The organism is Chromobacterium rhizoryzae (assembly GCF_020544465.1).
GTDB lineage: Bacteria > Pseudomonadota > Gammaproteobacteria > Burkholderiales > Chromobacteriaceae > Chromobacterium.
The window spans coordinates 4,383,037-4,396,938 of the sequence record NZ_CP066126.1 but is presented as its reverse complement, the minus strand read 5'-3'; the positions used below and the strand labels follow the sequence as shown (position 1 = coordinate 4,396,938).

The 13,902-nt window shown below is 41.8% G+C and carries 13 protein-coding genes; all 13 read right to left on the bottom strand.

Translation table 11 applies throughout. From position 1 onward, the window contains the following. Positions 1 to 2: 2 nt before the first annotated feature. The gene (locus JC616_RS19995; protein WP_227104986.1) at positions 3 to 1,025 is read right to left on the bottom strand and encodes a glycosyltransferase family 10 domain-containing protein; all 1,023 of its coding nucleotides are present in this window, start codon (positions 1,023 to 1,025) and stop codon (positions 3 to 5) included. Further along, positions 1,022 to 2,185, bottom strand: coding sequence for a DegT/DnrJ/EryC1/StrS family aminotransferase (locus JC616_RS19990; protein WP_227104984.1), 1,164 nt, complete (start codon positions 2,183 to 2,185; stop codon positions 1,022 to 1,024). Before JC616_RS19990 ends, JC616_RS19995 begins: the two co-directional genes overlap by 4 nt. Next, complete coding sequence (locus JC616_RS19985) at positions 2,186 to 3,115, bottom strand: GDP-L-fucose synthase family protein (RefSeq protein WP_227104982.1); 930 nt, start codon at positions 3,113 to 3,115, stop codon at positions 2,186 to 2,188. It abuts the gene before it with no gap. 16 nt (positions 3,116 to 3,131) lie between these two features. Further along, entirely contained in the window at positions 3,132 to 4,250 is a 1,119-nt protein-coding gene (gmd, locus tag JC616_RS19980) for a GDP-mannose 4,6-dehydratase (RefSeq protein ID WP_227104980.1), read from the bottom strand. Between the two features lie 2 nt (positions 4,251 to 4,252). Continuing rightward, entirely contained in the window at positions 4,253 to 5,269 is a 1,017-nt protein-coding gene (locus JC616_RS19975; protein ID WP_227104978.1) for a CgeB family protein, read from the bottom strand. Positions 5,270 to 5,274: 5 nt separating this feature from the next. Beyond that, positions 5,275 to 6,252: a glycosyltransferase gene (locus JC616_RS19970; protein ID WP_227104976.1), complete on the bottom strand. Its 978-nt coding sequence runs from the start codon at positions 6,250 to 6,252 to the stop codon at positions 5,275 to 5,277. 165 nt (positions 6,253 to 6,417) lie between these two features. Beyond that, complete coding sequence (locus JC616_RS19965; RefSeq protein ID WP_227104974.1) at positions 6,418 to 7,389, bottom strand: NAD-dependent epimerase/dehydratase family protein; 972 nt, start codon at positions 7,387 to 7,389, stop codon at positions 6,418 to 6,420. Continuing rightward, entirely contained in the window at positions 7,386 to 8,309 is a 924-nt protein-coding gene (locus JC616_RS19960; protein WP_227104972.1) for a transketolase family protein, read from the bottom strand. The genes JC616_RS19965 and JC616_RS19960 overlap by 4 nt, the downstream gene beginning before the upstream one ends. Continuing rightward, positions 8,309 to 9,130: a transketolase gene (locus JC616_RS19955; protein WP_227104971.1), complete on the bottom strand. Its 822-nt coding sequence runs from the start codon at positions 9,128 to 9,130 to the stop codon at positions 8,309 to 8,311. The genes JC616_RS19960 and JC616_RS19955 overlap by 1 nt, the downstream gene beginning before the upstream one ends. Positions 9,131 to 9,139: 9 nt before the next feature. Beyond that, positions 9,140 to 10,465, bottom strand: coding sequence for a lipopolysaccharide biosynthesis protein RfbH (gene rfbH, locus JC616_RS19950; RefSeq protein ID WP_227104969.1), 1,326 nt, complete (start codon positions 10,463 to 10,465; stop codon positions 9,140 to 9,142). Between the two features lie 5 nt (positions 10,466 to 10,470). Further along, positions 10,471 to 11,538 (bottom strand): CDP-glucose 4,6-dehydratase, encoded by a 1,068-nt coding sequence (gene rfbG / locus JC616_RS19945; protein WP_227104967.1) that lies wholly within the window; start codon positions 11,536 to 11,538, stop codon positions 10,471 to 10,473. A 1-nt stretch (position 11,539) separates the two neighbouring features. Continuing rightward, positions 11,540 to 12,310: a glucose-1-phosphate cytidylyltransferase gene (gene rfbF / locus JC616_RS19940; RefSeq protein WP_227104965.1), complete on the bottom strand. Its 771-nt coding sequence runs from the start codon at positions 12,308 to 12,310 to the stop codon at positions 11,540 to 11,542. Between the two features lie 15 nt (positions 12,311 to 12,325). Continuing rightward, positions 12,326 to 13,321, bottom strand: a complete 996-nt coding sequence (locus tag JC616_RS19935; protein WP_227104962.1) for a 2Fe-2S iron-sulfur cluster-binding protein — start codon at positions 13,319 to 13,321, stop codon at positions 12,326 to 12,328. Positions 13,322 to 13,902 lie beyond the last annotated feature (581 nt).

Below are 13,902 nucleotides of genomic sequence, written 5' to 3'. Positions count from 1 at the left end.
GGCTAAAATTGAGCTGCTATTTCTAGGTCATGTGCAATTTCTTCTGAAATGGTGTTTGCAAAACACTCAGAAGAAAATGAATACGCCAAATCACTTGATAAGAATGAAGCAATGTTCGTCTGGTAGTCCAAAAATTCACGCTCTGGCATATTTTTAATATACTGATAGAGCTCAGGGTAACTATTGAATTGGGTTCGATCTATGTAACAGGTTGAGGGAATAAAGCTCGCTATATCAGGAGCTCCATGATAAATAGGAACGCAGCCAGAAAAAAAACTATCAAATATTTTTTCAGTAATATACCCATTAAAGCCAGTGACGTTTTCATAGCATATACTGAATTTAGAATTCAGTAGCACAGTTGACTTGCTTTCAATGCGCCCTTTATATGCTGGAAAATATACAGCATTAAAATAGCTGCCAAGCATGCCCTGTAGCTTAGTGTAAATACGGCCTAGTTTTCCATGACGCATTGCTGGTAAGTTCCAACCAGTGCCATAGAGTCTAAAATCTAAAGGAGCATTACATTGAAACCATCTAATTGCTTTGATTCTTTCAGGGTATAGACTTCTAGCATCTGGCCTTTGTGTTGTTTTATTACCAGCTATCATACAGCATAAGTTGTTGCGATTTTTGAAACCATTTATATCAGGTAGTTGTAAGTTCTGGCTATAATTTATTTTTTTAAAATTTCTGGCATGAGTATGATTTTGCCAGCAAAAGACGATATTAAACTGATTTATAAGTTCGATTGAGCTGTTGTTCCTGTCAATCAAAGGTGTTTCCATGTTAAGTAAATAGTGTCTTGCATTTTTACTCCGGGATATTTTTCTTGCATTTATGTGAATTTCTATGAAAAATTTATATTTTTGAGGAGTGTCCCAGGTATTTAAATCAATGCCAAATTTTAAAAGCTTTTCTTTTAACAAAAAGAAAGGGTGGTTGCAATTGTCTCTATTAAGGTGGGACGAAGGGGAAAATACATCATTATTTTCCCCGGCACCATAAAGGAGTGCTGAAATCATGAGCTAATAACACTCTTTAGATAATCAATTTTTTCATGCAAGCAGAAATGATGATTGCCAACAAAAAAGCCATTTTTATCAATGTAGTCAGCGTTTTCTAGCGAGCCGTGGATTTCATAGTTAAACCAATTGAGCACTTCATTTTTTGCAAAATTGCCGGCGACGATTGGACGTACATCAATGTTTGCAACGGATAACTTGTTCACAATGGCTTCACGAGATATTGGGGCGTTTTCTTTTAGAACTAGGGAAAATCCAAACCAACTACTATCACCGATTTCCTTTTGAATTGAAATCCAAGGATGATTGGAGAAAGCTTTTTGAAAATAATTGGCATTCTTACGACGTTCACTAATAAGTGCAGGGAGTTTTTTCACCTGCTCTTGCCCAATTGCCCCACTCATTTCAAGTGGCCTTAGATTGTAGCCTGGAAGGACAAATCTGAAAGACTCTTCAAAAGGATTGCTACTTTTTTCTCCGCAGACATGATTGAATTTCGGTAGATTCCTGGTCCAACCATGAGCTCGGAGACATAGCAGAATATGATACAACTCCTCATCATTAGTCATGATACCGCCACCTTCCATGGTAGCAATATGATGGCTAAAAAAGGTGCTAAAGGTTCCCATTAAGCCAAATGTGCCAGCCTGTTTGCCATTAATCTTGGCACCCATAGACTCACAATTATCTTCTAGTAAGATAATATTACGGTTAGCTATCATTTTTTGAATGTGCTGGAAGTCATTAGGATTTCCAAGCAAATTGACTGCCAAAATTACTTTGGTTTTATCTGTAATAGCAAGTTCTAACTGATTTAAATCGAAATTCAGACTATCTATATCGATATCTACAAATTTTAATTTGAGACCATATTGCTGCAATGGATAATAGGTTGTGCTCCAAGAAACGGCAGGTACAATTACTTCGTCACCGGCTTTTAATGGCCTCTCCTTCCTGAAAAATAAAGCACCAATCATTGCTAAATTAGCGGAAGAACCAGAGTTGACCATTACGACGTGCTTGCAGCCTACCCACTCTGCAAAATCTTTTTCAAATGCAGCAACTTCTTTGCCCATAGAGAACATGCCAGAATCAATGACTCTTTGAATAGCTGCATATTCATCTTGGTCCCAGGTGGTGCTAGCTAGTGGGTAGTGCATTTAATGACTCACTTTCAATGTACGTAGATAGTACTCATATGTTTTCATTAGACCATTGGTTAGGCTCGTTTCCGCGTGCCATCCCCATTGATTGGCTAGACCGGTATCTGTTAGTTTTCTACTCATCCCGACAGGCTTGCTGAGGTCGTGAGTGAAAGATCCTGAGTAACCGATTACTTCTGCCGCAGCCTGATAGTATTCATTCACAGAATAATCATGTCCAAGACCAATATTCATGCAGTTAGGGATCCCTGCGATGTCATCCACTGCCATTAATAGAGCTTGTGCCAAATCTTCTGCAAATAAAAATTCACGCCGTGCTTCACCAGACCCCCAAATGTCTACTTCACTTTGCTTCAAGATCTTCGCTTGATGTAATTTATGAATGATGGCAGGTATAAGATGAGACCATCTCGGGTCAAACTTATCATGTTTTCCATAAAGATTGCAGGGTATTATTGTTTTATAATTATACTCAGGATTTTCTCGACAGATATATTCGGCTAGTTTTGCGACCGTAATTTTTGCTAGAGCATAACCCTCATTGGTAGGCTCCAAACCACCAGATAGAACGTCGCTTTCCTTTAATGCTATCTGTCGATCTCGCGGGTACATGCAGGAACTGCCAATATTTATTAATTTTGAGATGCCAGAGACAGAGGCGGCTAAAAGCACATTGCGACCCATATCGAGATTATCGATTAGGAATTTGACGGGTTCTCGTATATTAGCTTGAATGCCGCCTACTTTTCCCGCTGCGTGTATGATGCAATCAGGTTTTGCTTTCTCGATATACTGTAACGTTGCAGAAAAATTGGAAAGATCTAACTCTGCATGTGAGGGCGTTATCCACTGAAATTTATCTGCAGCTGGGTGTTCCAGCAGATTTCGGCCAAGCATGCCTGAAGCGCCGGTTAAAAGTACTCTCATGCAAGACTCCTTGTCCTTATCGTTCAACGCTTACAGAAACATAGTGCCCATGCCTTTTCAGCAATGCATGCTGTTTAGCTTGCTCCAGATCATTTTGTACCATTTCAGCGCACATCTGTTGAACTGTAATCTCTGGGGTCCAACCAAGTAAGTTTTTGGCTTTACTAGGATCCCCTAAAAGGGTTTCTACTTCAGCAGGCCGAAAATAGCGGGGGTCAATTCTGACAATAATATCTCCAACTTTTAGTGCAGGAGCATCCGCACCTGAAATTTTTGTCACAACGGCATATTCATTGATCCCAGAGCCAATAAAATCTAGTTCAATTCCTAGATGTGCAGCGGACCAGATAATAAATTGACGGACACTATATTGCACGCCTGTCGCAATTACAAAATCAGCAGCTTGGCTTTGCTGCAACATTAACCATTGCATCTTGACATAGTCTTTAGCATGTCCCCAATCACGTAGAGCATCCATGTTACCCATGTACAAGCAAGACTCAAGGCCTTGGGCTATATTGGCAAGGCCCCGGGTAATTTTCCGTGTAACAAAAGTTTCCCCACGCCGCGGTGATTCATGATTGAACAAAATACCATTACATGCGTACATGCCATATGACTCCCTGTAGTTTACTGTTATCCAGTAAGCGTAGAGTTTGGCTGCTGCATAAGGACTTCTAGGATAAAAAGGTGTTGTTTCTTTTTGAGGTGTTTCTTGTACCAAACCATATAATTCTGAGGTGGAGGCTTGATAAAATCGGCACTTATTTTCAAGCTTCAAAAAACGAATTGCTTCAAGTAAACGCAAAGTGCCTAACGCATCGACATCGGCCGTATATTCAGGTGATTCAAAGCTGACCGCAACATGTGATTGTGCACCTAAATTGTATACTTCATCAGGCTGCACTTCGGCGATAATTCTTGTCAGATTTGAAGAGTCACTTAAGTCCCCATAGTGTAATTTTATTTTTGCATTTTCAGTATGGGGATCTTGAAAAATGTGATCTATGCGCTGAGTATTAAAAGATGAAGCTCTACGCTTAATGCCATGAACCTCATAGCCCTTTTCTAACAAAAACTCTGCAAGGTAAGAGCCATCTTGGCCAGTGATGCCGGTAATTAAAGCTTTTTTCATTTTCATTCCGATGCAATAGAATGGGGGTTTATCGAAGCCATGTATGAAAAGAGTGATTGAAAACGCTGGGCAAAGCTGTGCGAATTATTTGTTCGCATATACCCGTTATGAGCAATTTCATTGCGAAGCGGTTCATCCTCAAGGTACATTTGTACTTTTTCAACAAAATCATCAGGATCCGAATAAATAGCAATTTCTTTGCCAATCTCGTAATAGTGTTCAAGCCCTTCCACATAGTATGAAAGTTGAAAACTACCCGTTGAGTTAATTTCGAAATGTCGTGCTTTAAGCTGTTCTATGGTTTTGGGTGATCGAAAACGAGATACTAAAGCTCTAGGCGAAGAACACAGGTATCTGGCATCCCAATTGCTAGAGTTAGACAGATTTAAATTTATTTTACTTGTGTTGAAAATATCGATCATTCTTTCAAGTGATACCATGCCATTTGGCCAGCCTGAACCATACGCCTGTACATTGATGCCTACCTTTTTGAGACGATTAATTAGCCAAGAGCGATAAGGGTGAAAGGCTCCAACAAAAGAAACGTCTAAAATTTTATCTGAATCTTTCTTTTTATACAAATCAAGATTAGCTCCAAAAGGAAAGTGGAAGGCATGCTGCAGGCCAAGCTTTTGATATTTTCTTATGCCATAAATATCTGGAGTAGTAAACACATTAAAATGTTTTGCCCAGTAGCGGGAAAAATCTTTACGCCAAGTATCATCATGGAAAAAACAGATAGTTCGAGTATGGTTCTGCAATGACAAAATAATGTTTGGATCAAATTGATCAGTGTATAACGAAAATAAAATAATGTTTGGGCTTTGTGATTTTGCTTTTTCTAACAATAGCTGATTCATGCCAGCTTTGCCATGCTTTTGTAATAGAGACATATAGTCAAATATCTCTACATCAACTCCCATTTCTTTTAGGGATGCATAGAAGTTGTAATACTCATATGACTGCCCTCTTTTCGGATCTCCGTAGTCATATTCCATGATCGCTAAAATTATTTTCATATTGCTCATCTTGGTTGATTGTAAAACTTTCTTGCCAATTGGGAAATCTTGGAGGCGAGAATGTGTGGGCGACATAGATATGCTGAAATTAGTCTGAGAGTGATTGCCTTTAAAATGATTCGTTTGGCAAAAACCTTATTCTTGGAATTCTTGTTGCATCGCCACCAATGAAGCAAATACTTTAGCTTATAAATTTTAATGGCATGATCTTTTTTTTGGATTTTTGTGTTTTGATATACAAATCCAAGTAAGCTTGCTTGCTGCTTTATATGGATAGTTGAGCTATCATTGCTGCCATGAATACGATATTGAATCAACGGTGCGTATGACCAGATGATCTTACCTCTTTGTGCAACTTGCATTAAAAAAGAAACATCGGAGTGCTTTCCTCCGTATTCCGAATTTAAATATAGTCCTTTAATTTTTGAGGATCTATACATGTAGCCAGGAAATGGAGCAACATGGTCGATAGGACTACAGTATTGTAAAAATAATTCGCCCCCACTATTTATAATCTTTATGCCGTCTGTCTTTTGTAGGAGAATGGTTTTTGTTAATCTGCTGTTTTGTAAAATCTGCCCATTACACCCGACTGCAGCAATGTCATTGTCTGAGGTGATGATGCCCAATAATGTTTCAAGGTAGCGTGGCATCATGACGTCATCGTCGTGAAACATGACTAAGAATTCTGCGGTGCTTTCTTCAATAATGGTTTTGAAATGGGCTAATGCACTTAACGAGTTTGACCTACGGATATATATAACGTCCCCATACTGTTGCCGTATGATGCGCTCTACATCATCGGTTGTAGAGTTATCTGAAATGTATAAATTGTATTCTTGCAGGGTTTGTTTTTTGACGGAGTCAATGGCTTCGGCGATAAAATTTGGCCTATTATGGCTGAGTATATAAATATCGACTGTTTTTAAGTTTTTTGTTTTGTCAATAATATTTCCGGAACTGTCAAGCGAAAATGGCTGCATATTTTATCGGGTGGATATATTGTGGACTTTTAATTGACGCTGTTATAAAAACTAGGCGTCTTGCCAAACCTCAAGTCTTAATTGATTTAATTAAATCTATGTATTTTGAAAAAAAGCCATGCTAACAAAGCATTATTTGCAATGAATAACAAGGGCTGATTAGGCTTATTTTTGATAAATATGTCGATTGGCTGTTCTTTCAATAATAGATGAAATGCTAAAGTGATTTTCTACACCAAGAGCTTGGATTTTTTTTGTTGATGGTATGTAGGTGGATTCTATTGCAGAAGAATTGGACTGCACAATAATCTTTTTGCCAGGAGATATGGTTTTAGCTACAAGCTGAGCTAAGGTTTTTATTCGAACTCTATCTTCAGATCCAACGTTGTAGGCTTCACCAGGTGTGCCTATAGCGAGTAAGTTTAGTAACCAGTTTGCCATATCATCACCATCTAAATAGCTTCTCACGGCAGTCCCATTGCCCTTGATTAAAATGGCGTCTCCAAATAACGCATCCCTTATAAAGTTACCAATTGCATATGGTCCATCTAGTGGGATATGTTCCCCTGCAAAGGCAAAACATCGAGCAATAACAGTTTCCAGGCCATGCATTTGGAGGTAAGCTGTACATAACTGCTCAGCAATTCGTTTGCCTTGGCCATAAATACTGCTAATCAATGTGGTTGGAGGTGCCCCTAGATAGTTTTCTGAGATGTGGCTTAGCTCTCTGGGTTGTGGGCCATATACCGCTCCCGAGCTTATAAAGAGAAATCTTGTGGCCTCTGCCTTTAGGCTGAAATCAAGAACGGCTTGAGTCCCTATGATAAGCTGTTTTAACCATTCATCAGGGGGGCCTTCTTTGTGAGTGTCTGCCGCCGCATGAATGATATCAGTAAATTTTAAATGGTTGTATTTGGTGAGATCGAAAAGATCGCCTTTAATAAAGCCAAGCCATTTATAACTAGCGTAACCGGGGTGGTTTTTTAAAAAAACTTCCGGAGATCGGCTTAGTATGGTGACTGTGATATTGCAGTCAGTGGTTTTTTTTGTTTTGATCAAATGATCAAGAATATGTCTGCCAACAAATCCTGTTCCTCCGGTAATAAGGATTTTCTTATTGTTTAATTGTGGAGTCATTGGGGGGGACTTTTTAGAAAAGTAGTAATTTTTTTCTGTATAGATGTAATGTCTAAGCCTTGCTCTTGTAGCAAATAACTATAGCTACCACATAACTTTGTAAAGCAGTCCTCAACACCAACTCGTAGTATTTTTATTGGGGCATAAGTTGTAGATATCTCTGCGATCATTGACCCCAGCCCCCCTTGAGTTGAATGCTCTTCAAACGTCACAATAATATTGCTGGATTTGCAAATGGTAACTAATTGATCAACGTCTAGCGGTTTGATTTTGGGCGCGCTCCAGACGGTTGCATTTGGAAAAAATGACTCTGCAATTTTTATAGCCGTTTTTGTCATTGCTCCTGTTGCGATAAAAGATATTTCACCGGGTGTGCCATTTCGAACGGCGAAGAAGCTAGCTAGGGTACCTGATAGAGGGGCGTGGTGCACGTCACCTAAATCTGATTTTCCAATTCTTAAATAGGTCGTGGCTTTTGATCTATAAGCGTGCTCCATGCACAAAGTTAATTCATGGCGGTCTGAGGGAGAGTAAATATTTAAATTTGGAATCGCTCGAGTTGCGGCAATATCTTCTGTTGACTGATGGCTGGTTCCTAGGTGGCTGTAAACAAACCCGGCACCATCGCCAATAATAATCGCATGTAAATTATCGTGAGATAAGTCTAACTTAATTTGCTCTAAAACTCGAATTGGAACAAATGAGCTAAGCCCATAAACAACAGGGATATAACCGGCTTTAGATAGGCCTGCGGCCATGCCGATCATATTCTGCTCAGCAATGCCTGCATTAATATATTGCTGAGGGCATCTGTTTCTGAAATCATCAAAAAGTGCGTAGCCATGGTCGCCCGTTAAGAGTAAGACCCGTTTGTCACTCTCGGCTAATTGGAGCAATGAGCTAGAGAATGCATTTCTCATTAAGCACCATCCTCTATCTCGGATATGGCTTTTTTGTAAGTGTTTTCATCTAGGCGTGTATAGTGCCAAATATTATTGTTTTCCATAAATGAAACCCCTTTCCCTTTTGTTGTTTTTGCAATAATTGCTTTTGGTGTGGGCGATGTACTCATCCATAGTTTTTCAATCGTGTCATGAATGGCGGACTCGTCATGGCCATCGATCGTGATGGTTTCAAAGCCAAAGCTGGAAAATTTATTTTCTAAGTTTCCTAGATTCAAAACTTCATCAGTAGATCCCATCGCTTGAAATTTATTTTCATCAACAATGACCATGAAATTATCTAATTTATGATGGGCTGCGAATAAGGCACCTTCCCAGATCGGTCCCTCATTTAGCTCGCCATCTCCAACGATAACATAAACTTTCTGTGAACTATTTTTGAGGCTAGAGGCTAAAGCCAAACCTACTCCTATGGAAAAACCATGGCCTAATGAGCCTGACGTAACTTCTAAACCTGGAACGCTGGAGTCAGAAAGTCCTTTTAATCTGCTCCCATCAGCAAAGTAATTTTTGAGATCGTTACTATTGATCCAGCCTTTCTCGTAGATGCAGGCATATTGGGCCATTACGCCATGCCCTTTGCTGAGTACTAAATAGTCTCTGTTGAGGGAGGCTGGATCATTGTCTGGGTAGCGAAGGCAGTTTCGATAAAGTACTGCGAGAACTTCAATAATTGAAAAGGCGCAGCCGATATGCACTGTATTACCGGCGTAGGCCATATCCAGTACCCGCTTGCGGAGTACTTTTGAATTAAAGTTGCTAGATATTTTATCGTTCATTTTATTTCTTCAAAAATTAATTCCGAAAAATTCTTCTAACTTCTCCACGACGAAATCAAGGTGTTTGATGCTTAGACCAGGGTATACCCCAAGCCAAAAAGTTTGATTCATGACAATGTCGGTATTTGTCAAGTCACCACTGATACGATAGTTTTTGCCTATCATATAGGGTTGGCGTGTCAAATTGCCCGCAAATAATAACCGTGTTCCAATTTTCTGTTGATCTAGGTAATTGAGAAGATCAACTCGTTTGAAGCCTGTATTTTCTTTCAGAATAACTGGAAAGCCGAACCAAGAAGGGTCCGAGTTGGGGGTGGCTTCGGGCAAGTGGAGAAATTCTAGGCAATTTTGTAGACGATCTTTCAGGTAAGAAAAATTTCGCCTTCTAGCGGCGATGAAGTCGTCAAGTTTATCCATCTGTGCAAGTGCGCAAGCGGCCTGCATATCAGAAATCTTGAGGTTGTAACCTAGGTGACTATATGTATATTTGTGATCGTAGCCATATGGAAGGCTACCTTGTTGACAGCAGAAGCGTTGTCCACATGTGTTGTCTTTTCCTGGCTTGCAATAGCAATCTCGGCCCCAATCTCGGAAGGATTCGGCTATTAGTTTGAGTTCCGCATCGTTTGTAAAAACAGCGCCACCTTCTCCCATTGTTATATGATGAGCAGGGTAGAAGCTTAGCGTGGCGATATCTCCAAATGTGCCAACCATTTGACCATTGTATGTGGCGCCAAGCGCATCACAACAATCCTCTACCAGCCAGAGGCCATATTTTTTGCAGATGCCAGTTACCGCTTCTAGATTGAATGGGTTTCCCAAAGAGTGTGCAAGCATAATGGCTTTAGTCTTTGGACTAATGGCGGCTTCGATTTTACTTGCATCGATATTATGACTTGCAAGATCGACATCTACAAAGACAGGAACCGCGCCAAATTGTAGTATTGGATTGACTGTGGTTGGAAAACCTGCTGCAACGCCAATTACCTCATCACCAGGTCTGATTGCTCGTTCCCCTAACCTTGGAGAAGTCAGGGTGGAGAAAGCTACCAAGTTGGCGGATGAACCGGAATTGACGGTGATTAGGTACTTAACACCTAGGTAGTCAGCCAAGCGTTGCTCAAATTGGTCATTAAAGCGACCAGTCGTGAGCCATCCATCAAGGCTGGCGTCTACCATGTTTTTCAGCTCGCTGGCATCTATGACTTTTCCAGAAACCGGGACACTGCTTATGCCGGGTTGGAAGGGCTTGGGAGCATGTACAATGTCTGCGTACTGTTGAACTAGTTCGGCAATCTGTGCGCGCAAATTTTCAGGGGTAGCTGCTTGAGTCATGGTGACTATTCTTTCAATGCTTCAATGTATTGGGTGATCTGTTGTTGGCAGAGGTTGTGTGCGTTCACTCCATTCAGCCACTCGCTATGCCAATGGATTATTTTCTGAAGGGCTTGTGTCAAATCCCAGCGGGGGCGCCAGCCTAGTTTTGCTTTGGCCTTTGCAATATCAAGCTTTAGATAATTGGCTTCGTGGGGGTGATGTCCTAAATTATGTTCCCAGCGTGCTTTTCTGCCCCATTCTTGCACCATTTTCTCGACAATCCATTGTACAGGCTGGGCTCCATCATCATCTGGGCCAAAGTTCCACCCTTCTGCGTAGCTTTGGCCCTCATCATACAGATGCTGAGCAAGGGTGAGGTAGCCAGCTAGTGGTTCTAGCACATGCTGCCACGGACGGGTGGCATGTGGGTTGCGAATTATAACAGGACGATCATTTTCAAAAGCTTGCAGTGTATCGGGTATGAGCCGGTCACTGGACCAATCCCCCCCTCCGATGACATTGCCGGCGCGGACTGAGGCCAGTGCGGTAGATGTCTGTTGAAAATAGGAGAGTCGATAGGCACTTGTTGCCAACTCAGCACAAGCTTTACTGCTGCTGTAAGGATCATGGCCCCCCATCGGTTCAGATTCGCGGTATCCCCAAAGCCATTCTTTGTTTTCGTAGCATTTATCGGTGGTTACATTGATGATGGCCTTGATGCCCGCTAATTGACGTGCTGCCTCAAGAACATGAATGGTGCCCATTACGTTTGTAGAGTAGGTTGTAACTGGGTCTGAGTAGGAGAGGCGAACGAGCGGTTGTGCCGCCATGTGGATGACGATTTCTGGCTGGGCGGCTTGCATCGCCTCAAGCACGGCTTGATAGTCCCGGACATCACCAAGAACGCTTACCATGTTGGCGGCGACTTGGGCTTCGCTAAACAGGTTGGGAGTTGTCGCCGGGGCTAGGGCGAAGCCATATACCTTGGCCCCCATCATTTGCAGCCATAGGCTGAGCCAAGAACCCTTGAAACCGGTGTGGCCTGTTAAGAAAACTTTCTTCCCATGCCAAAAATCGGTATTAACTGTCATTTTACCAGCTCTTCCATGGAGCGTTGCCAGAATTCCAAAGGCTTTCTAGATAGTGCTTGTCTCGTAAAGTGTCCATCGGCTGCCAGAAACCATTATGAGTATAAGCCATGAGCTCCCCGTCTTGCGCCAGCTGCATCAATGGCTCCTGCTCCCATATGGTACTGTCATCCTTGAGGTAGCTAAGTACCTTTGGCGAGAGCACAAAGAAGCCGCCATTGATCATGGCGCCATCTCCTTTAGGCTTTTCCATAAAACTCTGGACCTGCCCTTCTTTAATATCCAGTGCTCCAAAGCGGCCTGGAGGATAGGTGGCTGTCAGCGTAGCGGCTTTGCCATGGCTTTTATGGAAGGCGATAACGGATTCAAGATTGACATCGCTGACTCCATCACCGTAGGTGAGGCAGAAAGTTTCGTCTTTTTCAACATAATTAGCAATGCGCTTTAGCCGTCCGCCGGTCATTGAGCTATCGCCAGTGTCAACTAATGTTACGGTCCAAGGCTCGGCCCGTTTGCTATGTACTTCCATCTTATTGCTTCGCATGTCGAATGTCACATCCGACATGTGTAGGAAGTAATTGGCAAAATATTCTTTTATTAAATAGCCCTTGTAGCCGCAGCAAATAATAAAGTCATTAATCCCATGCTGAGAGTACATTTTCATTATATGCCAAAGAATGGGCTTGCCGCCCACCTCTACCATCGGCTTAGGCTTGATTGTGGTTTCTTCGCTAATTCTAGTCCCAAGCCCGCCTGCAAGAATAACTGCTTTCACTATGTTTCCTTTGCATTACTCTGTTGTGGCTGAGCAAACAAATGCATCAGCCATAAAATTGTGCTTTTCTAAGCCGGATGACAATAAAAGCTTTTCTGCGGCGTGAATCATTGCCTCAGAGCCACATGCGTATAATTGTGTTGTTTTCAAATTGGGGGAGGATAAAAGATATACGTCCTGAATGTGGCCTTTTGCCCCATCCCAATTAGGATTGTTTTTCGAAAGAACTGGGGTGTATTTGATATTGAGAGGCAGCTCTTTGGGGTTCCAATAAAAATCAGAAACGTCCCTGTTTCCCCAGTATAGTGATACTGATCTGGGTTTTTCTATACCTGTTCTAGTTGCAAGATCTTCTAGCATGGACTTAATAGGGGCAATGCCTGTCCCTGTGGCAAAGAAGACCAAGTCCATATCTATATATTCTCGTAAAAAGAAAGTGCCGAGAGGGCCGTTTATCCTTATTAGATCGTTCTCGGACGCTAGATTAAACCAGTATTGACTCATTTCGCCATCGGGGAAGTTTTTAATATGTAACTCAATGAGTTTGCTGGTTTTGAATGTGTTCGCTATTGAATAGCTTCTCTTGACGCCTTGATTATTGGTGATGTCTATGTATTGACCCGGAAGGTACTCAAAACTGGCCGTTGGAGGTAGTCTAAGCAAAACTTGTGCAATGTCAGTCGTAAGTTTTTTTATGGTTTGAATGCGGCTCGGAAGTGTTTTCTTTGTGGGGAGTTTGACATGAAGATCTTCTATGTCGAGCTCAATGGTCTCAAGCGGTGTGCGAATGCAAGTGAGAACCCAACCGTCATCTTTCTCTTGTTGCGTTAAGCCAGATTCGTCGTGGAGGGCGAAAGTTTCTCCGCTGATGACTTTTCCTTTGCAAGTGCTGCAGCGGCCTGTTTTGCAACTGTGTGGCAGAAAAATATCTGCCTGAAGAGCGGCATCAAGTATGCTGACCCCTGATGGGGCAGTAAAACATTTGGTATTTTTAAGTTTGATTTCAAACATTTTGTTTTTGCACTGAAAATTTTAATTTTCGATTGGCCATGATTGTTTAATTTCTCAATATGCTTTTTGCTAAAGATAGCTTGTGTTGACGCTTCAATTTTACACCTTTGTGAGTGGCTAGGGTATTAATGCCGGAACGATGTCTTGTGTGGGCTTCTTGTGCTGTAGTTGTAGGGTTGCAATAGTCGTGGACTCCTGGGGCTGTAGCGTTTTGGCCTTTGCTAGGTGCTCATCGGATGGGTAACGCTAACAGGGAACCTGTCATCTGTGCAATGTACAGGCGCTGTAGTCTTGGCTCTGCCAGGATCAGATGTCTTGCCGTGAGCATGGTCGGGCCAGCTGGTTATGGTCTGGATGCAATATCCTTTTGGCATGGATGGGCTCGACGACCCTAAAGTTTGAAGCCCCAGATTCGACAAATATGCTTTTGTCATTGATCTGGTCATTCTATGAGATTAAAACATGAAGGGTGGCTTTGTCAGACGCAATATGTGGAGAGGTGCTCATGGAGAGCTTTCAAGCGACTTTTGGAATATATCAAAGTGTGGAGGCGGGGAGCAAAGGCCGTGCTTGCCATGATG